This is a genomic window from Streptomyces sp. NPDC058678, assembly GCF_042714835.1.
Lineage (GTDB): Bacteria > Actinomycetota > Actinomycetes > Streptomycetales > Streptomycetaceae > Streptomyces.
In genome coordinates this window covers 82,453-102,482 of the sequence record NZ_JBHXSG010000017.1, presented here as the reverse complement: position 1 = coordinate 102,482, position 20,030 = coordinate 82,453, and the positions used below count along the sequence as shown (strand labels likewise).

Here is a 20,030-nt window from a genome sequence, read left to right as displayed (position 1 = left end):
CTGCCGGGCGCCACGTGGACGGCCGGGTCGGGGTAGGCCGCGAAGGACTGGAGGGCATACCAACTCCCCGGAGCGAAACGGCATTCAGACGCGATCGACGACGGCCCGCGGAACGCCTGCCCGCGGTTCGAAGTCCTGCGGAACGACGGTCTGAGGAACGCCTGCCCGCGGTTCGAAGTCCTGCGGAACGACGGCCTGCGGAAAGCCTGTCCGCGATTCGAAGCCCTGCGGAACGGCGGTCTGAGGAACGCCTGCCCGCGGTTCGAAGTCCTGCGGATCAACGGTCGGCGGACCGGCCGGCCGCGGCACGCCGGCCGGCGGGGTGTGCCCGAGAGCCGCCGCCGCGGACGGCACGGGGTGACGCTTGTCGAGCGGCACGACCGGCGGCAGGTCCGTCTCCCCCAGCACCACATGGCGTACGACCCGCTCGGCGGCGCGCCCGTCGTCGTACGGGCAGAACCGCTCGCGGAACGCCGACCGCAGCTGTGCGGAGCGTGAGCCGCGCCAGTGGCCGGTGGCGAAGATGTCGATCAGCTCGTCCTCGCTGCGCGCGACCGCGCCCGGCGCGAAGGACCGCAGGTCGAAGTAGGTGCCGCGGGCCGCCTCGTACGCCTCCTGGTCGTCCGCGAGCAGCACGATCGGCCGGTCGAGGTTGGCGTAGTCGAACATGATCGACGAGTAGTCCGTGACCAGGACGTCGGAGGCGAGGCAGAGCTGCTCGACGCTCGGGTGGTCGGTGACGTCGATGACCCTTTCCGCCGGTCCGGCCGTCAGGGGCTCGCCGTACGCGTGATGGGCGCGGGCCAGGACGACGTACCGGGGACCGAGACTGCGTAGGACCCGCTCCAGGTCGAGGGCCGGGTGCTGGCTGCGGAGGTGGTCGCGGTGGGTCGGCGCGTACAGGATCGCGACCGAGCCCTCCGGGATGCCGAACGTCTGGCGCAGCCGGGACACGTCCGCTGAGGTCGCCCGCTGGAAGACGTCGTTGCGGGGCTGGCCGTACTCGAGCGTGCCGTAGCGGCCGGGGAACACCCGCTCCCAGGTCAGGGTGGAGTGGCGGTTGGCGGACAGGACGTGGTCCCAGGTGTCGACGCCCCGCAGCAACTCCGCGAAGTCCGTGTCGCGGGCGGCCGCCGGGCGCTCCTGGAGGTCGAGGCCCTTGTGCCCCAGCGGGGTGCCGTGCTGTGTCTGGAGGAGGATCTGGCCGGAGCGCTTGACCAGGCGCCGGTCGAAGTCGACGTTGCCGACCAGGTACTTGGAGCGGGCGAGAGCCGTCCAGTAGGCGGCCGTACCGGGCCTGACGCGACGCGTCGCGGACGGGATCGTGTGGTGGTGCTCGGGGCGGGCGACCCAGGACGTGCGGATGTGCGGGGCGTGCGTACGGAACGCGTTCTCCAGGGCGCCCGGATTGCAGCCGTGACCGCGGCCGTCGTACGCCGTGAAGACGGCGCGGTCGGCGCGCAGCGGGAGGCGGCGCTGGACGCGGTAATGCAGCCGGAGCGCGCCCATGCGCAGGGTCTTCAGCAGGCGCGTCAGGGCCTTGACCGTACGGCGGCGCAGGACCGACGCCCGCTGCAGGGTGCGGAACGTGCGGTGCAGGCCCAGCCGGACGAGGGTGTGCCGCAGCCGGGAGCGCAGCGGGACCGGATGGCCGGGGGCGTGGTGGCGACGGCAGTGGGTGCGGGCCCGGCGCAGGAACTCGGCCCGCGCTTCGCGCGGCAGCCGGTCGCGGTGGGCGAAGACCGCCGTCACGTGGTTGAGCATGCGGCGGAACAACACCGGTCGCCAGCGCGCCAGTTCGGGCCGCTGCTCGACGAACGCGAAGACACGGTCGTACTGCTCGAAGAGATCGAAGTGGCGGCGGCTGGTGGTACGGGTGATGCTGCCCCGCCGGCGCTGCCGGTAGTGCACGCAGACCCGGTCGAGGATGGCGATCGACTCGGCGGCCATGAGGACCGGGTACGTCCACGGGACGTCCTCGTAGAAGCCGGACGGGAAGGTGAAGCCCTCGCGCTCGACGAACTCCCGGCGGTACGTCTTGTTCCACACGACCGTCAACAGCTTGAGCAGGCCAGGGCGGTCCTCCAGACCGAAGGACGCCGGGCCGCGTTCGGTGAGATGGATCGCGGCCTGGTTGCGGACGGTCCGGCCCGACCAGTCGGCGCGGGCGTAGTCGTGGACCAGGACGTCCGGCTCGCCGGTCTCCTTCAGGCGGTCGGCGATCGCCCGCAGCGCGTGCGGGGTGAGGGTGTCGTCGCCGTCCAGGAAGAGCAGGTAGTCGCCGGTCGCCACGCGCAGTCCGGCGTTGCGGGCGGCGCCCAGGCCCTGGTTCTTCGGCAGCCGCACCGGCCGCACGCGGGGGTCACGGGCCGTGAACTCGTCGATGATCGCGCCGCAGGCGTCCGGCGAGCCGTCGTCGACCGCGATCAGTTCCAGATCCGGATACGACTGGGAGAGCACTGAATCCAGGCATTCGTGCAGGTAGGCCTGAACCTTGTACGCGGGGACGATGACACTGAACCTGGGCATGGGGGACATCCATGGGTCGTCGCGGGCGTTCTGCCCGGGAACGGCCGATGAGGTGATTTGGTTACGAAGTGTTACGGCATGTGGGGGACGGTGGGTGGACGAAGGGGGCGGACCGGTGTGGTCCGCCCCCTGAAGTGACTTTCCGTGCTGCCTACTTGACCGCGCCCGCCATCACGCCCGACACGAACTGCCGCTGGAACGCGAAGAACACGGCCAGCGGGATCACCATGGAGATGAACGCGCCGGGTGCCAGGACGTCGATGTTGTTGCCGAACTGGCGGACCTGCGTCTGCAGCGCGACCGTGATCGGCTGGCTGCCGGAGTCGGAGAACACCAGCGCGATCAGCATGTCGTTCCACACCCACAGGAACTGGAAGATGCCCAGGCTCGCGATCGCCGGTGCGCCCAGCGGCATCACGACCCGGGCGAACAGGCGCAGTTCACCGGCGCCGTCCAGCCGGGCCGCCTCCAGCAGCTCCCGGGGGATCTCCGCGAAGAAGTTCCGCAGCAGGAACACCGCGAAGGGCAGTCCGAAGCCCGTGTGGAAGAGGACCACGCCGAAGATCGAGCCGAACAGACCGAGCTTGCCGAAGAGTTCGGCGATCGGGATCAGCGCCACCTGCACCGGCACGACCAACAGGCCGACCACGCCCAGGAACCACCAGTCGCGGCCCGGGAACTCCATCCACGCGAACGCGTAACCCGCGAGGGCGCCGATGACGACGACCAGGACCGTCGCCGGGACCGTGATCAGCACGGTGTTCACGAGCGAGTTGGTGATGTCGCTGTTCTGCAGGAGCTTGTCGTAGCTCTCGAAGGTGAGTTGGGACGGCTCGGCGAAGACGTTCCACCAGCCGTTGGCGGTCATCTCCTCCGGCGGGCGCAGCGAGGAGATCAGCAGGCCGATCGTCGGCACCAGCCAGAACAGGCCGACGATGATGAGGAACACGCGCATCAGACCGCCGCCGACGCCCTCCGCGAGGCGTGCGCCGAGGGACCGTTTGGCCTTCACGCTCTCGACCGGCTCTGTTTTGCCGACCCTGTCCGCATGTGTGGTCATCGCCGCACCTCCCGCCTGAGCCTGCGGATGTTGAACCACATCACCGGGATGACGAGGAGGAGCAGGAACACCGAGATGGCGCTCGCGATGCCCGGCTGGTCCTCGGAGAAGCCCTTGCGGTACAGCTCCAGCGCCAGGACGTTCGCGTCGTCCTGCGAGGAGCCCGGGGCGATGATGAAGACCAGGTCGAAGATCTTCAGGACGTTGATCATCAGGGTGACGGCGACAACCGCGAGGACGGGCGCGAGCAGCGGGACCGTGACCCGCCGGAACACCTGCCACTCGTTCGCACCGTCCACGCGGGCCGCTTCCAGGAGCTCACGGGGCATGCCGGCCAGCCCGGCCGCGATCAGCACCATCGCGAAACCCGCCCACATCCAGATGTACGACCCGATGATCGCGGGCGTGACCAGCGAGGGGCCGAGCCAGTCCAGGCCGTTGTACGCCTCCGCGAAGTTGCTCGCGGGGAGCCTCAGCCGGGCCCCGTCGGCTTTCTCGGACAAGGTGAACGTGCCGTCGTCGGCGGCCTTCGTGGACTCCACGACCTTGCCGTCCTTGACCGCTTCGATCTTCATGCCGGGGTAGCCGACCTCGGTCGGGTCGGGCGCGCCGAGCGTGCCGACCCCCTTGCCGCGGGTGAAGTCCTGCCAGGTCGTGCCGGTGATCTTCCCCGGTTCGGCCTGCGGCGCCACGGCCTTCTTCGCGTCGCCGGGCATCTGGTCGGGTGCGACGCCCACGAGGGGCAGCGTGACGGTGTCGCCGGCGCGGACCGTCGCCTTGGTGACGAAGCTCCCCCCTTGCGCTATCAGTGGCGAATCGCGGCCCGGGTGCGCCTTCGGGAACGCGGACGCCTCGGCGAACGTGTCGTGCACGCCCACCCACACCGCGTTCGCCACGCCCTTGTCCGGGTCCTGGTCGTAGACGAGGCGGAAGATGATGCCCGCCGCCAGCATCGAGATCGCCATCGGCATGAAGACGACCAGCTTGAACGCCGTGCCCCAGCTCACCCGTTCGGTCAGCACCGCGAAGATCAGGCCGAGCGCGGTGGCGATGGTCGGGGCGAACACCACCCAGATGACGTTGTTCTTCAGGGCGGTGCGGATGCCCTCGTCGGTGAACAGTGCCTCGTAGTTGTCGAATCCGGCGAGGCCGTTGCCGGACTGGTCGTAGAAGCTGCGGACGACCGAGTACCCGATCGGGTAGACCACGAGCGCGCCCAGCAGCACGAGAGCGGGCAGCAGGAACAGCGCGGCCACGCTCTTGCGGGTGCCGGTCACGCTCTTGCGCGACTTGGGTGCGGCAGGGGGCGGGGTGCCCCCTGCCGCTGTGGCAGACGTCATCGCGTCAGCCGCCGTAGGCCGCCGCCGCGTCGGCCTCCAGTTTCTGCTGGGTGCCGGCGATGTCCGTCGGGTTCTTCAGGAAGTCCTGCAGCGCCTTCCACTCGCCCTTGCCGGGCGTGCCGCCGAAGGCCTGCGGGGCCTGGTCGGACATGTCGAAGCGGAAGTCGTCACCGGCCGCGATCAGCGCCTTGGCCATCTTCTGCTGCACCGCGTTCGGATATGCCGAGTCCGGCACGTTCTTGTTCGGCGAGAGGTAGCCGCCGAGCTTCGCCTGGACGGTCGCCGCGTCCGGGGAGGCGAGGAAGGTGGCCAGCGCCTGCGCCGCCTTGGAGTCCTTCAGGATCACCGCCGCGTCACCGCCGGAGACCACGGGCGCGATGTCGCCCACCGCCGGGAACGGGAACACCTTCGCGTCCGTGCCGACCTTCGCACCGGCCTGGACGATGTTGACCTGCGAGAAGTCGCCCTCGTAGACCATGCCCGCCTTGGGCTGGTCACCGCCGGTGAAGACCTGCGTCACCGAGGCCGGGAAGTCCGTCTGCAGTGCGCCGGTCGCGCCGCCCGCGACATAGTCCTTCTTGCCCCAGACCTGCGCCAGCGTGGTCAGCGCGTCCTTCACGGACGGGTCCGTCCACTTGATCTCGTGCTTGGCGAGCTGGTCGTACTTCTCCGGGCCCGCCTGGGAGAGATAGACGTTCTCGAACCAGTCGGTCAGGGTCCAGCCGTCCGCGCCACCGACCGAGAACGGCGTGACGCCGGAGTCGTAGACGGTCTGCGCGGTGGTCAAGAGCTCGGCCCAGGTCTTGGGCTCGGTGGCCCCCGCGTTCTCGAAGACCTTGGCGTTGTACCAGATCAGCGACTTGTTGGCGGCCTTGTAGTAGACGCCGTACTGCTTGCCGTCGACCTTGCCGATGTCCTGCCAGCCCTGGGAGTAGTTCTTCTGCAGTTCCTTCAGGCCGTCGGCACCGAGGGGCTTGGCCCACTTCTTGTCGACGGCCTGCTTGATGGCGCCCGGCTGCGGGAGCATCGCGACGTCCGGCGGCTGGCCGCCCGCGATCTTCGAGCCGAGGAAGTTGACGATCGGGTCCTGGGCGGGCACGAAGGTCACCTTTGCGCCCGTCCGCTTCTCGAACTCCGAAAGTACCTTCTTGAAGTTGGCCTGCTCGGCACCGGTCCAGACGGCGGCCACCTCCAGGCTCTGTCCGTCCAGGTTGGGAAGGGCGACGCTGGTGCCGGTCTCCTTGGTGGTGGTGTCGCTGTCGCTGCCCTTGTCGTCGTCGCTGCCGCAGGCGGTGAGCGAGAGTGCGAGCGCTCCCGCCAGAAGGGTGGCTGCGGCTTTCGCGGCCCTGTTGTTCCGGTTCGTACTGCTCGTGCTACGCATCACTGCCCCGTTCTTCGTGCCTCATCGAACGTTCGAGCGCTGTCCCGTGGATCTGGTCTACGCCTGACGGGTTGGGGGCGGCAAGAGCGCATCGCGTGTCAAGCCGGGGATCGTGACCCCCTCGTGACCAGGTGCGGGCGGTTGTGGCTCGCGTCCGCCGGGGGCGGCTGCCCCCGGACCCCCGCTATCGGCGTGAACGGCCTTGTCCTCAAGCGCCGGACGGGCTGAAGTTGTGCCGAACCGGCGCTACAGGAGTGACGGCACCTCGATCGCCGCGACTTCGCGGGCCGCCCGCTCCAGCGCACTGGCGAGCAGGGCAAGGTCCGTCGGGCCGTTGCCCAGCTCACGCACCGGGCGTCGGGTCGGAGGGTCGCCCATCCGGTCCCACTCCAGGGGGACGACCGTCGGCCGGAGGGTCGCCGTGCGCGGGATGCGGCCCGTGACGCGGCCTCCCTGGAAGGGGGTCACCCGGCCGTCCGACCAGGTCAGGCGGCCACGCCCGGGGGCGGGTTCGTCGGGACCCGGGGTCGGGGTGTCCAGCGTGACGCGAAGGGTGGCCAGACGTGCGGGGTCCGACTGGGCCGTACGGCCGCCGCTGCCGGCCGCGGCCACCAGGTGGACCCCGAGCCGCTCGCCGTCGCGGGCCACGGCCTCCAGGGCGCGTATCACCGAACCCGCCGCAGGCCTGCCCGGTGAGCCCAGCGCGGGGGAGACCAGCGCGTCCAGGTCGTCGACGACCACGACGAGGCGGGGCAGCGGCACCACGGCCTCCGCCTGCCGCCGGGCGGCCGCCGGACGCAGCCGGATGGTGGAGCTGGACGGGGCGTCCAGGTCCCCGGTGTGCTCTCCGGCGCCGGACACCCCGCGGGCCTTCGCCGTGCGCTGGGTGACTATGCGGCCCGACACCTCGCGCCCGGTGTGCCACTCGACGAAGTCGGACCGCCCGAGCAGCTCCGCGCGCCGCTTCAGCTCGGCGCTCAGCGACTGGGCGAACTCGCGCATGCGCACGGGGTCGTTGGCGGTGAGGTGGGTGGTGACATGCGGTACGTCCGTGCACACACGCAGGCCCTCGCCGTGCCCGCCGGTGTCCGTGCCCACGCTGTCCCGGCCGTCCATCAGCACCACGCTCAGCCGGTCGGGACGCTCGGCGGCGGCCAGCGAGGCGACGACGGCCCGCAGCAGTTCCGTACGTCCGCTGCCCGACGGTCCCTCGATCAGCAGGTGCGGGCCCTCCAGCGCGAGGTCCACGCAGACCGGGCCGCGCGGTCCGGCCCCGAGGACGGCCCAGGCCCGCCCGCCGAGCGACTCCGTGTCGTCGGCCGCGTCCGCCCAGCGGGTCATCAGCGACGCCGGGGTGGCCCGGGCCAGCCCCAGCTCGTCCAGCAGCCTGGCCGCCTGGGGCAGCGGCGCCGACACGCGCGCGTGCCGCTCACCGGCGGTGCCCTCCGCCCGCAACGGTGCCAGCGCACGCGCGAACCGCTCGGCCCAGGCGAGCGAGACGGCGTCCACGGCGGCGACGGTGCCGTGGCCCACCGGGCCGACGGGGGTGGAGGACGTGGCGGTGGCAGTGGTGGGGTCGGCGGGCGTGGCGGAACCGTCCGTCGTGGCCCGCGCCACTCGCATCAGCCGCAGGGCCGTCGCCACGTCGCCGCTGAGCAGGGCCACGGCACCGCACTCGCGGAACGCCGGTGCCGCCGCGCAGGCCGCCTCGTACGTCTCCGTCACCGGTGAGGCGGGCGACGCGGGTGCCGTCTCGGCGAGGCACACGACGTGTATGCCCGCTCGCGGCCCCTCCAGCGTCAGCCGCGCCACCGACTCGCGGACGGCGGCGCCGCCGGGATCGCCGTCCACGACGACCACGGTGTACGGCCCGGGGAAACCGACCCTGGCCTGGTCCGTGTCGTCCTGGGCCCAGGAAGGGCGCCGGCTCGCACCGCGGGGCGGTTGCCGGCGGTCCCCGGAGCCGTTCGCCTCGGAGCCGGGGCCCTCGATGTCGATGTCGCTGCCGCTGTCACCGGCCCCGGTGGCGTCCGCCCGCGGGTCGGTGCTCGTGCGCGTCGGCCTGGGGCCGGGGGCCGGCTCCCTCAGCTGGTCCAGGTGGTCCTCAAGGCGGCGGAGGAGTTCGTCGGTGCGGACCTTGGCCTGTTCGCGGTCGTAGGCGAGGAGGAGACGGCAGTCCTGGCCGTGTCCCGGGCGCAGATGCGGGAGCCAGCCCAGCCAGGACCACTCGGCGGTGCGCTCCGCCGCCGGGCGGGAGCGGTCCGCGCTGATCAGGACGATCTCCAGGGCGTCGGGGGAGTGCAGCGCGGCGAGCTGGGCGACGACCGCGCGGGCCAGCCCGGCGAGCCGCTCGCGCGGTCCGGCCAGCCCCAGTGCCCCGGCCTCACGCAGATCCGCGGTCACCGGCACGGCGGGCAGCAGGCCCGAGCCGTCGGGCGCCGCCCGGTCCGCCGTACCGAGCCGCACCGTGAGTGCTTCCGGGTGGCCCGGTCCGCGCTCCCACAGCCGAGGCCCGGGGCCCAGCGCCGTCAGCAGCAGCGCCGCCGGGTCCGGCCAGGTCTCCGGGGCCTGGGAGGGCGGGGGCGGAGGTGCCGTCCGCGCCGCGGGGGAGACGCTGTCCTCGGTCTCGTCGTACGTCTCGCGTCCCGCCGGCTCCGGTTCGCCACGCCCGCCGGTCAGCCGCCGCGCCCACGCCGAGAGCCCGCCGCGTTTACGCAGGCCGGGCGGTACGTCGGTCCCTCGCAGGGGCGTTCCTTTGCGGCGGCCGGCGCCGGGGGACGGGGCGGCGGCGGGGTCCGTGCCGTCGATCGCCTCGCCGGGGCCGGGGCTCTGGGCGGCGCCCTGGGGGTACCGGGTGTCGTCGCTCACATGGGTGCCCTGCTCGGCGGCCCCGGACGGGCCCGCGTGGGTCCGTCCGCCGTTTCCGGAGATCGCGCCGGAGGTGCTGCCCTCCGCACCCACCCCGAACCGCCCGGCGTGGGTCGCCCCGCTGCCGCCGGAGTCCTCCCGAGGGACGGCGCTCGTCGGGCCGTAGGGCTGGGCCCCCTTGGTCTCGATGTGCGGCGCTCCGCCCTGGCCCGGTACGACGAGCGGTGGTTCGACGGGGTCGTGGCCCTGGGCGCCCGGGGCGCCCGCCGAGGCGCCCCAGCCGGACGGGCCGTACGCGTGATGCGTCCTGCCGGAAGGGCCGGACGGGACGGGTGCGCCGTCGGACACGGGCGCCTGGGCGGGTCCGGCCCCGGCGCCGCCGCCGGTGGGCACCCGCACCTGCCCCTCACCGTCGGGAGTCGTCCGCACCCGCGCCCCCGGCCCGCCGGCCGGGGTCAGCCGCAGGGCCGACTCGCCGATCCGCAGCAGCGCGCCCGGGGTGAAGCGGACCTGGCGGGCGCCCACGCGGGTGCCGTCGAGCGAGGTGCCGTTCGTGGAGTCGAGGTCGGCGACCGAGACGCGGCCGTCGGGGTCGACGGTCACCGCGCAGTGCAGGCGGGAGACGTCCGGGTCGTCGAGCGGGACGTCGGCGTCGGCGGAGCGGCCGATGTGGATCCGGCCGCCGTGGAGGAGATGGACCCCGCCCGCGTCCGGGCCCGCGACCACATGGAGCTGGGTCGGCGCGTCGTCCAGCTCGGGATGCGCCTCCGGCTCGCCGGGGGCGCCCAGGGACAGCACGGCGCCGTCGATCAGCGGGGGCTCGCCCAGGGTGCAGCGCTGGGCGTCGAGCCGCTCCGCACCGGCGTACAGCACGACCGGGCCGCCGCCGACCTCCCGGCTCCGCTCCAGCGGGGTTCCCGCGTCCGCGGGGACCGCCGAGGCGAGCGCCGACGCCACCGCGGCCAGAGCCGTGCCCGCGGGCGCGGTGACCAGCACGTCGCAGCTCGCGGCGCGGCCCTGGGCGCGGTCGGGCGGGCCCAGCGGGTCTACGACGGTCAGCCGGATCTGCATCGCCGTCAGCGGTCCCTTCTGCGCGGGCACCCGGGACGAGGACGAAGCCGCTCCGCGGTCCCACGCCACGGACTTCCCCCACCACCACGAGCACGTCGGCCAGTACTGGAGGCATCCTCGCACCTGCCACTGACAACGCGCCCGCCGCCCATCGTCAAATGATCTTGATTGGTCGGCTCTGCCCGCAAAAGTGCCTGACCAGTGCCCGACCCGTGACCACTTGAGATCGCTCACGCGCGGCTGTGGCAACCAACGGGATCGAGTCGAGCGTCTTTCCTTCGAACGTGCACGGCGAGCGGTACGTAAGACGCACAGAAAGACGACACCGCGATGCTCCGGACCACGGCACTACAGTGGGTCGGAACACCCATAGCACGCCGGACACCGGTGTAGGTGCCAGGTAAGCAAGCAGGTAAGCCAGCAACAGGGAGCGCATGACGTGCGGCCGGTAGGCAGCAAGTACTTCCTCGAGGAGCCGCTCGGACGCGGCGCCACGGGGACCGTCTGGCGAGCCCGCCAGCGCGAGACCGCGGGAGCCGAGGCGGCCGTACAGGGCCAGCCCGGCGAGACCGTCGCGATCAAGGTCCTCAAGGAGGAACTCGCGAGCGATCCCGACATCGTGATGCGGTTCCTGCGGGAGCGCTCCGTCCTGCTCCGCCTGACCCACCCGAACATCGTGCGGGTGCGCGACCTGGTCGTCGAGGGCGATCTGCTCGCCCTGGTCATGGACCTCGTCGAGGGCCCCGACCTGCACCGCTACCTGCGCGAGAACGGCCCCTTCACGCCCGTCGGCGCCGCCCTGCTCACCGCCCAGATCGCCGACGCGCTCGCCGCCAGCCACGCCGACGGTGTCGTCCACCGCGACCTGAAGCCGGCGAACGTCCTGCTCAAGCAGTACGGCGGCCAGATGCACCCGATGCTGACCGACTTCGGCATCGCGCGCCTCGCCGACTCGCCCGGCCTCACCCGCACCCACGAGTTCGTCGGCACGCCCGCGTACATCGCGCCCGAGTCCGCCGAGGGCCGCCCGCAGACCTCCGCCGTCGACATCTACGGCGCCGGCATCCTGATGTACGAGCTGGTCACCGGCCGTCCCCCGTTCGGCGGAGGCTCGGCCCTCGAAGTTCTCCACCAGCACCTCAGCGCCGAACCGCGCCGCCCGTCCACGGTCCCCGACCCCCTCTGGACGGTCATCGAGCGCTGCCTGCGCAAGAGCCCCGGCGAGCGCCCCGGCGCCGAGAACCTCGCGCGCGCCCTGCGCACCGTCGCCGAGGGCATCGGCGTGCACGCGAACTCCGCGCAGATCGCCGCCGCCGAGGCCGTCGGCGCGCTGCTGGCACCCGACCCGGCCCCTGCGGCCGTCCCGGGCGCGGCCGGCGCCGCCGACCCGACGCAGGTGCTGCAGCACGGTGCGGGCGCCTACGACCCGAACGCCTACGACCCGAACGCCGCGACCAGCGTCATGCCGCACACCGGCGGCCCGGGGGCGCCTCTGGGCGCCGCCGACCCCACCGCCGTCATGCCGCAGCACCAGCCGGGCGGGCAGCAGGGCCGGCAGCCCGGCCAGCCCGAGGACCCGCACCCCTGGCAGAACCAGCTGCGCGCGGCCCGCGACCGCAACGAACAGACGCAGGTCCAGTACCTCGACCCCAGCCAGGACCCGCTGCGCCGACGCCCCCAGCGGCCGGTCGCCCGGCCGCAACAGCAGCAGCCACGCCCCCAGCAGCAGCGGCCCCCGCAGCCCGGTGGCTACGGCAACCCGCAGCAGCAACAGCCGCAGCAGTACGCCCCGCAGCAGCAACCCCAGCAACCCCAGCGCCGTCAGCAGCCGCAGCCGCAGCGGTACGCGCCGCCCCCGCAGCCGGAGCCCCAGCGACCCGCGCGTGAGCCCCGTGAGCCGCGGCAGCGCAGCGCCAACCCGATGAAGATCCCCGGACTCGGCTGCCTCAAGGGCTGCCTGTTCACGATCGTCATCCTGTTCGTGGCGGGCTGGCTGGTCTGGGAACTGAGCCCGCTGCAGGAGTGGATCGGCACGGGCAAGAGCTACTGGCAGCAGATCGGCGACATGTTCGACACGGTTTCCGGATGGATCGGGGACCTGAGCGGGAGCTCCTCCGGCCAGTAACGACTCCGGAACCGGAGTGACTCTGGGGATTTGTCGACACCCAGCGGGTGATTTCCGTCTCGGCGGTGAAGGTTGGCTCTTCCGGCGCGTAGCTTTATCGGCAACACGCGTCTGTAGGAGCAGCCTTGGCACGGAAGATCGGCAGCCGGTACACCGCTCACCAGATCCTGGGGCGGGGCAGCGCCGGCACGGTGTGGCTGGGCGAGGGACCCGAGGGCCCCGTCGCCGTCAAGCTGCTGCGCGAGGACCTCGCGTCCGACCAGGAACTCGTCGGACGCTTCGTGCAGGAGCGCACGGCCCTGCTCGGCCTGGAGCACCCCCACGTGGTCTCGGTGCGCGACCTGGTCGTCGACGGCAACGACCTCGCGCTGGTCATGGACCTCGTCCGGGGCACCGACCTGCGCACCCGGCTCGACCGGGAGAAGCGGCTCGCGCCCGAGGCGGCCGTCGCGATCGTCGCGGACGTCGCGGACGGGCTGGCGGCGGCGCACGCGGCCGGGGTGGTCCACCGGGACGTCAAGCCGGAGAACGTGCTCCTGGACATGCAGGGCCCGCTGGGCCCCGGCGGGTCCCATCCGGCGCTGCTGACGGACTTCGGCGTGGCCAAGCTCATCGACTCCCCGCGCCGGACCCGCGCCACGAAGATCATCGGCACGCCGGACTACCTGGCGCCGGAGATCGTGGAGGGCCTGCCGCCGAGGGCCTCGGTGGACATCTACGCACTGGCCACGGTCCTGTACGAGCTGCTGGCGGGCTTCACGCCGTTCGGCGGGGGACACCCCGGTGCCGTACTGCGCCGCCACGTCACGGAGACGGTCGTCCCCCTGCCCGGGATCCCGGACGAGCTCTGGCAGCTGATCGTGCAGTGCCTGGCCAAGGCGCCGGCCTCCCGGCTGCGGGCCTCCGAGCTGGGCGCCCGGCTGCGGGAGCTGCTGCCGATGCTGGCGGGCATGCCGCCGCTGGACGTGGACGAGCCGGACACCGAGTCCGAGGAGGAGCAGGGCGAGACCCCGCCCTCGGACGAGCCGGTGTCCCCCACGCCGGTACGGCGGCGGGGCGCGGTGCCGCTGGTACCGGGCGCGAAGCCGGCCGACTCCAACCGGGACACGCACACGTCGATGCGGGTTCCGGCGCCGGACGAGCTGGCCGGGGGCGCGCGGGGCACCGCCCGTGCGCCAAGGGCCGCGGGCGCCCCCCGGCCCGGTTCTGCCCGGCACCGGGCGGCCACGCGGCGGCGGCGTGTCGTGCTGGGCGTCGCTGCGGTGGTCCTGGTCGCCGCGGCCGGCGTCGGCACCTGGGCGGCCACCTCGGGCGACGACCCCGGCACGCCCCCGGACAGTCAGAACTCGTCCCCGGCGACACCCTGACGCCCAGGGCGCTCCGCCCCCTGGACCCCGGCCACCTCGCCTTTCGACCCACCGAGACGGGTGGCTGCCGGGCTGAGGCCGGGGGTCGGGGGGCGGAGCCCCCAGTCGACGGCCGCACCGGCGCCCCCCGCTTGGCGGAGCCGTTAGGCTGGAGGCGTGGCAGTCGTCGATGTATCCGAAGAGCTCAAGTCCCTCTCCTCGACCATGGAGTCGATCGAGGCCGTTCTGGACCTCGACAAGCTGAGGGCAGACATCGCCGTGCTCGAGGAGCAGGCGGCCGCGCCGTCCCTGTGGGACAACCCGGACGAGGCGCAGAAGGTCACCAGCAAGCTCTCCCACCTCCAGGCCGAGGTCAGGAAGGCGGAGACGCTGCGCGGACGGATCGACGATCTCTCCGTGCTGTTCGAGATGGCCGAGGAGGAGGACGACCCGGACACCAAGGCCGAGGCCGAGTCCGAGCTCGTCGCCGTCAAGAAGGCACTGGACGAGATGGAGGTCCGCACGCTGCTCAGCGGTGAGTACGACGCCCGCGAGGCGCTCGTGAACATCCGCGCGGAGGCCGGTGGCGTCGACGCCGCCGACTTCGCCGAGAAGCTTCAGCGGATGTACCTGCGCTGGGCCGAGCAGCACGGCTACAAGACCGAGATCTACGAGACGTCGTACGCCGAGGAGGCCGGCATCAAGTCGACCACCTTCGCCGTGCAGATCCCGTACGCCTACGGCACCCTCTCCGTCGAGCAGGGCACGCACCGGCTCGTGCGCATCTCGCCCTTCGACAACCAGGGGCGGCGTCAGACCTCCTTCGCGGGCGTGGAGATCCTTCCCGTGGTCGAGCAGACCGACCACATCGAGATCGACGAGTCCGAGCTGCGGGTGGACGTGTACCGGTCGTCCGGACCGGGCGGCCAGGGCGTGAACACCACCGACTCCGCGGTGCGGCTCACCCACCTCCCCACCGGCATCGTCGTCTCCTGTCAGAACGAGCGGTCGCAGATCCAGAACAAGGCGACCGCGATGAACGTGCTCCAGGCCAAGCTCCTCGAGCGGCGCCGCCAGGAGGAGCAGGCCAAGATGAACGCCCTCAAGGGCGACGGCGGCAACTCCTGGGGCAACCAGATGCGTTCGTACGTCCTGCACCCGTACCAGATGGTCAAGGATCTGCGCACCGAGTTCGAGGTCGGAAACCCCGAGGCCGTGTTCAACGGCGAGATCGACGGGTTCCTGGAAGCCGGAATTCGCTGGCGCAAGCAGCAGGAGAAGTAAGTTTGTCGACAAGGCAACTGCCGCCCCTCCGGCGGCAGTTGCCTTTTGCGTGCCCGGATGTGTGCCCGATGTCTGGGTTTTACATCACACTCACACACTTCAATGTCCGGCATTGATCGCTTAGTTGGACAATGCGCGCGCAATGGCCTTGACGTTGCTTTGAAAAATGGGAAGGGTAAAGCGTGGCATGCGTATCTCTGGGGCGCATGTGAACCGGGGGGCCCAAGTGCAGCTACCTCCTCCGTCGATCACGGCCCCCGAGCGCCGCCTCACTGACGATGAGCTACTGGGGGTAGCAACCAGATGACCAAGAAGACGCGGATCCGGATCGCGCGGATAGCCGCTGGTGCCGTGATCGCGGCCGGCGCCTCGCTGACCGCCGCCGGCGCCGCTTCCGCGCTGGAGATCGGCGTGACCGTGGACGAGAGCGGTGTCGGCGTGAACGTCGACCCCGGCCTCGGCGACGAGACGCCTCCGGCCCCGACGGACCCGGGCATCCCGACCGAGCCCAACCCGACGGACCCGGGCCTCCCGACCGACCCGGGCATCCCGACCGACCCGGAGCCGACCGCGACGGAGCCCACCGAGCCGACCGAGCCCACCGACGAGCCGACCGAGCCCACCGAGGACCCGACCGACCCGGGCAACGGGAACGGAAACGGCAACGGCAACGGGAACGGAAACGGGAACGGAAACGGCAACGGAACCGGCGGGGGCAATAGCAACACCGACCCCGACGGCGGTTCCGGCGACTCCGCCCAGGAGGAGGGCTCCTCGTCCCTCACCGACACCGGCACGGACACCTCGTCCGACACGTCGGCCCAGGGCAGCGGTGAGCAGCTCGCCGAGACCGGTGCCGCGCAGACCACCTTCCTGGTGATCGGCGCCGCCACGATGATCGCCGGCGGTGTCGGCTTCCGCATCCTGCCGCGCCTGATGAGCGGCCGGGGTGGCGCGGCCGCCTGACGGTAGCCGTCTGTTCACGGACCGTGCGCTCGCCGCACGGTGAAGGGCCCGGAGCGGTCGATCGCTCCGGGCCCTTTCGTATGTCCTGGGACCGCGCCCTACGCGGTCTGGTGCGCCAGCAGCGCAACCGCCGCGATCAGTACCGCCAGCAATGTGATCAGCGCCATGGGGTTCAGACCCGCGAAAAGGTTGTCCTGTTGCAGCCGCTCGCGGTTCGCGCGGCACACATGGCACCGGCCCTCGATCACGGGCGCCGCGCAGTTCGCGCACACCAGCCGGTCGTACGTCATGCGCTCGCCCTCCTAGCACCGGTTCCACGTACACAACGCCTGCGGGAACCCGAACGTTCCCCCTCCACTGTGCCAGGTTCCCCGCGATTCAGCGCGGGGTCCCGTGGAGCCGTGGCAGGCACAAAACGCACATCTGTCACGCAACCCCAACCGGTGCCTGCGCTTGCGCACCCGGTTCGCGTATGGTCACGCTCATCTACCCCCGGCTACCCGTGGTGCATCCGTGATCCGATTCGACAACGTATCCAAGGTCTACCCCAAGCAGACCCGCCCCGCACTCAGGGATGTCTCCCTGGAAGTGGAGAAGGGCGAGTTCGTGTTCCTGGTGGGGTCCTCCGGCTCCGGAAAGTCCACTTTCCTGCGGCTGGTCCTCCGCGAGGAGCGGGCCAGCCACGGTCAGGTGCACGTCCTGGGCAAGGACCTCGCGCGCCTCACCAACTGGAAGGTGCCGCAGATGCGGCGACAGTTGGGGACGGTGTTCCAGGACTTCCGGCTCCTGCCGAACAAGACGGTCGCCGAGAACGTGGCCTTCGCGCAGGAGGTCATCGGCAAGTCGAAGGGCGAGATCCGCAAGTCCGTGCCGCAGGTGCTCGACCTCGTCGGGCTCGGCGGCAAGGAGGACCGGATGCCCGGCGAGCTGTCCGGTGGTGAGCAGCAGCGTGTGGCCATCGCGCGAGCCTTCGTCAACCGTCCCAAGCTGCTCATCGCCGACGAGCCCACCGGCAACCTCGACCCGCAGACCTCGGTCGGCATCATGAAGCTGCTCGACCGGATCAACCGGACCGGCACGACCGTGCTGATGGCTACGCACGACCAGAACATCGTGGACCAGATGCGCAAGCGCGTCATCGAGCTGGAGAAGGGCCGCCTCGTCCGCGACCAGGCACGCGGCGTCTACGGCTACCAGCACTGACCGCTGTCTGACGACCGTCCACGGAAAGGCCTGAAGAACACGCCATGCGCGCCCAGTTCGTTCTGTCGGAGATCGGTGTCGGTCTCCGCCGCAACCTGACGATGACCTTCGCGGTCATCGTCTCCGTCGCCCTGTCGCTCGCCCTGTTCGGCGGGTCGCTCCTGATGAGCGACCAGGTCAACACCATGAAGGGCTACTGGTACGACAAGGTCAACGTCTCGGTCTTCCTCTGCAACAAGAGCGACGCCGAGTCCGATCCGAACTGCGCCAAGGGCGCGGTCACCGAGGACCAGAAGAAGGACATCCTCTCCGACCTCGACAAGATGACGTCGGTCGTGCAGAAGGTGACCTACGAGTCGCAGGACCAGGCGTACAAGCACTACAAGGAGCAGTTCGGCGACTCCCCGCTGGCCAGCTCCCTCACGCCGGACCAGATGCAGGAGTCGTACCGCATCAAGCTGAAGGACCCGGAGAAGTACCAGGTCATCGCGACCGCCTTCGACGGCCGTGACGGCGTGCAGTCGGTGCAGGACCAGAAGGGGATCCTCGACAACCTCTTCGGGCTGCTGAACGGCATGAACTGGGCCGCGCGCGCGGTGATGGCCCTCATGCTGGTCGTCGCGCTGATGCTGATCGTCAACACCGTGCGCGTCTCGGCGTTCAGCCGGCGGCGCGAGACCGGGATCATGCGCCTGGTCGGCGCCTCGGGCTTCTACATCCAGGCGCCGTTCATCATGGAGGCCGCGGTCGCCGGACTCATCGGCGGGACGGTCGCGTGCGGCTTCCTGGTGGTCGCCCGGTACTTCCTCATCGACCACGGCCTGGCCCTGTCCGAGAAGCTGAACCTGATCAACTTCATCGGCTGGGACGCCGTGTTGACGAAGCTGCCGCTCATCCTGGCGACGAGTCTGCTGATGCCCGCGCTGGCCGCGTTCTTCGCGTTGCGCAAGTACTTGAAGGTGTGACGCATGCCAAGAGGGCCGTACGGTCAACCGACCGTGCGGCCCTTCGCGTTGTCCTAGACTCACCCGCATGTCAGGCCGAGACCTGTTCTGTCAGCCCCGTCGCATCCGCCGCGGGGCCGCCCTGACATTGGTCTTCACGAGCGTCCTCGTCGCCGGCGCCGCGACCGGCTCCTTCCCCGAAGTCGACGGCCGCGACCGGAAATTGTCCTCCGACCCGACCATCGCGGCCGCCGCGGCGGGCCGCCACGAGGACGTGGAGAAGGCCGCCGAGAAGGCCATGGCCGACGGCGAGTCCCCCATGGAGGCCGCCGAACGCGCGGTCAGCCGCAGCGGGGACCGCTGGGGCGCGGTCTACTCCCAGGGAGAGTACGAGGAGTTCGAGGAGGCCCTCGACGGCCGGTACACCGGCGTCGGCCTGTGGGCCCGGCGCGAGCGGGACGGCCGTATCGAGGTGACCAATGTGCGGTCCGGGTCGCCCGCGGCCGCCGCCGGTATCCACAAGGGCGACCGGCTGCGCAGCGTCGACGGCAGGAAGGTCGACGGGCGGCCCGTCACCGAGGTCGTCTCGTTACTGCGCGGCGACGCCACGGACGCGGTTGCCGGTACGACCGTCCGCCTGGGCCTGGAACGCGGCACGCGCGCGTGGAGCGAGACACTGCGCCGGGCCCGCCTCTCCACGGACGACGTGACCGTCCACACACCGGCCGACGGCATCACGGTGATCAGGATCACCGCCTTCACCAAGGGGGCCGGCGACAAGGTCCGCACCGCCGTACGGCGGGCCCCGGCCGGCGCCGGGATCGTCCTCGACCTGCGCGGCAACTCCGGCGGCCTGGTCACCGAGGCCGTCACCGCCGCCTCCGCCTTCCTCGACGGCGGCCTCGTGGCCACGTACGACGTCGAGGGCGAGCAGCGCGCCCTGCACGCCGAGTCCGGCGGCGACACCACCCGACCCCTGGTCGCGCTCGTCGACGGCGGCACCATGAGCGCGGCCGAACTCCTCACCGGAGCCCTGCAGGACCGCGGCCGCGCGGTCGTCGTGGGCTCCCGCACCTTCGGGAAGGGCTCGGTCCAGATGCCGAGCCGGCTGCCCGGCGGCTCCGTCGCCGAGCTGACCGTCGGGCACTACCGCACCCCCTCCGGGCGCGGGGTAGACGGGCACGGCATCACGCCCGACCTGGAGGCGGACCGGCAGGTGCTGGAGCGGGCGGAGACCGTGCTGAGCGGCCTCGGCCGGTAGCAGGTGGCGCGCGCGGTAATCCGCTTCCCGTGGACCCCGTCCGTAGTGCGAAAATGGACGACACTATGAGCAAGGGAATGTACGTACCGAAGGAGTCCCAGCCCAAGCAGGGCTCAGGGCCCGCGAAGGCCAAGGACGGCAAGCGCAAGATCGTCGCCCAGAACAAGAAGGCGCGGCACGACTACGCGATCATCGACGTCTACGAGGCCGGGCTGGTGCTCAGCGGCACCGAGGTGAAGTCGCTGCGCCAGGGACGCGCCTCGCTGACCGACGGCTTCGTCCAGATCGACGGGAACGAGGCGTGGCTGCACAACGCCCACATCCCCGAGTACAGCCAGGGCACCTGGACCAACCACTCCGTGCGCCGCAAGCGCAAGCTGCTCCTGCACCGCGAGGAGATCGACAAGCTGGAGGCCAAGTCCCAGGAGACGGGTCACACGATCGTGCCCCTGGCCCTGTACTTCAAGGACGGCCGGGCCAAGGCCGAGATCGCCCTCGCGCGCGGCAAGAAGGAGTACGACAAGCGCCAGACCCTCCGTGAGAAGCAGGACCGGCGGGAGTCGGACCGTGCGATCGCGGCGGTGAAGCGGAAGGAGCGGGCCCAGTAGGGCGAGCCGCGGGGAATACGGTGGCATCGTCGTGCGTTGTTCAC

14 protein-coding genes are annotated in these 20,030 nt (G+C 71.4%); 8 read left to right on the top strand and 6 right to left on the bottom strand.

Annotated features, from left to right (window positions below; genetic code table 11):
• Positions 1–84 precede the first annotated feature (84 nt).
• The 5 genes from ACFWWR_RS17995 to ACFWWR_RS17975 all read right to left on the bottom strand — a co-directional run bounded on the left by ACFWWR_RS17995 (position 85) and on the right by ACFWWR_RS17975 (position 10,249).
• Positions 85–2,529 carry a CDP-glycerol glycerophosphotransferase family protein gene (locus ACFWWR_RS17995; protein WP_384304151.1) on the bottom strand — a complete coding sequence of 815 codons (2,445 nt, stop codon included), beginning with the start codon at positions 2,527–2,529 and terminating at the stop codon, positions 85–87.
• 151 nt (positions 2,530–2,680) lie between these two features.
• Complete coding sequence (locus ACFWWR_RS17990) at positions 2,681–3,589, bottom strand: carbohydrate ABC transporter permease (RefSeq protein ID WP_383859594.1); 909 nt, start codon at positions 3,587–3,589, stop codon at positions 2,681–2,683.
• Positions 3,586–4,929: a carbohydrate ABC transporter permease gene (locus ACFWWR_RS17985; protein ID WP_383859591.1), complete on the bottom strand. Its 1,344-nt coding sequence runs from the start codon at positions 4,927–4,929 to the stop codon at positions 3,586–3,588. Before ACFWWR_RS17985 ends, ACFWWR_RS17990 begins: the two co-directional genes overlap by 4 nt.
• A gap of 4 nt (positions 4,930–4,933) precedes the next feature.
• Positions 4,934–6,310 (bottom strand): ABC transporter substrate-binding protein, encoded by a 1,377-nt coding sequence (locus ACFWWR_RS17980; protein WP_383859588.1) that lies wholly within the window; start codon positions 6,308–6,310, stop codon positions 4,934–4,936.
• A gap of 246 nt (positions 6,311–6,556) precedes the next feature.
• Positions 6,557–10,249 carry an FHA domain-containing protein gene (locus tag ACFWWR_RS17975; RefSeq protein WP_384304217.1) on the bottom strand — a complete coding sequence of 1,231 codons (3,693 nt, stop codon included), beginning with the start codon at positions 10,247–10,249 and terminating at the stop codon, positions 6,557–6,559.
• Between the two features lie 439 nt (positions 10,250–10,688).
• Here ACFWWR_RS17975 and ACFWWR_RS17970 point away from each other — a divergent pair, with 439 nt between their 5' ends.
• The 4 genes from ACFWWR_RS17970 (at position 10,689) to ACFWWR_RS17955 (ending at position 15,970) form a co-directional block, all read left to right on the top strand.
• Positions 10,689–12,374, top strand: a complete 1,686-nt coding sequence (locus ACFWWR_RS17970) for a serine/threonine-protein kinase (RefSeq protein WP_384304148.1) — start codon at positions 10,689–10,691, stop codon at positions 12,372–12,374.
• Between the two features lie 125 nt (positions 12,375–12,499).
• Positions 12,500–13,741 carry a serine/threonine-protein kinase gene (locus tag ACFWWR_RS17965; protein ID WP_383859583.1) on the top strand — a complete coding sequence of 414 codons (1,242 nt, stop codon included), beginning with the start codon at positions 12,500–12,502 and terminating at the stop codon, positions 13,739–13,741.
• Between the two features lie 156 nt (positions 13,742–13,897).
• Entirely contained in the window at positions 13,898–15,004 is a 1,107-nt protein-coding gene (gene prfB, locus ACFWWR_RS17960) for a peptide chain release factor 2 (RefSeq protein ID WP_217238632.1), read from the top strand.
• A 303-nt stretch (positions 15,005–15,307) separates the two neighbouring features.
• Positions 15,308–15,970, top strand: a complete 663-nt coding sequence (locus ACFWWR_RS17955) for a hypothetical protein (protein WP_384304145.1) — start codon at positions 15,308–15,310, stop codon at positions 15,968–15,970.
• A gap of 98 nt (positions 15,971–16,068) precedes the next feature.
• Here ACFWWR_RS17955 and ACFWWR_RS17950 read toward each other — a convergent pair whose 3' ends face one another.
• Entirely contained in the window at positions 16,069–16,260 is a 192-nt protein-coding gene (locus ACFWWR_RS17950) for a hypothetical protein (protein ID WP_217238634.1), read from the bottom strand.
• Positions 16,261–16,483: 223 nt separating this feature from the next.
• Here ACFWWR_RS17950 and ftsE point away from each other — a divergent pair, with 223 nt between their 5' ends.
• The 4 genes from ftsE (at position 16,484) to smpB (ending at position 19,986) form a co-directional block, all read left to right on the top strand.
• Positions 16,484–17,173, top strand: a complete 690-nt coding sequence (gene ftsE, locus ACFWWR_RS17945; RefSeq protein ID WP_217238635.1) for a cell division ATP-binding protein FtsE — start codon at positions 16,484–16,486, stop codon at positions 17,171–17,173.
• A 44-nt stretch (positions 17,174–17,217) separates the two neighbouring features.
• Positions 17,218–18,138: a permease-like cell division protein FtsX gene (gene ftsX / locus ACFWWR_RS17940; protein WP_383859575.1), complete on the top strand. Its 921-nt coding sequence runs from the start codon at positions 17,218–17,220 to the stop codon at positions 18,136–18,138.
• Positions 18,139–18,205: 67 nt separating this feature from the next.
• Positions 18,206–19,378, top strand: coding sequence for a S41 family peptidase (locus ACFWWR_RS17935; protein ID WP_384304142.1), 1,173 nt, complete (start codon positions 18,206–18,208; stop codon positions 19,376–19,378).
• 65 nt (positions 19,379–19,443) lie between these two features.
• Positions 19,444–19,986, top strand: coding sequence for an SsrA-binding protein SmpB (smpB, locus tag ACFWWR_RS17930; RefSeq protein ID WP_383859569.1), 543 nt, complete (start codon positions 19,444–19,446; stop codon positions 19,984–19,986).
• Positions 19,987–20,030: the final 44 nt, after the last annotated feature.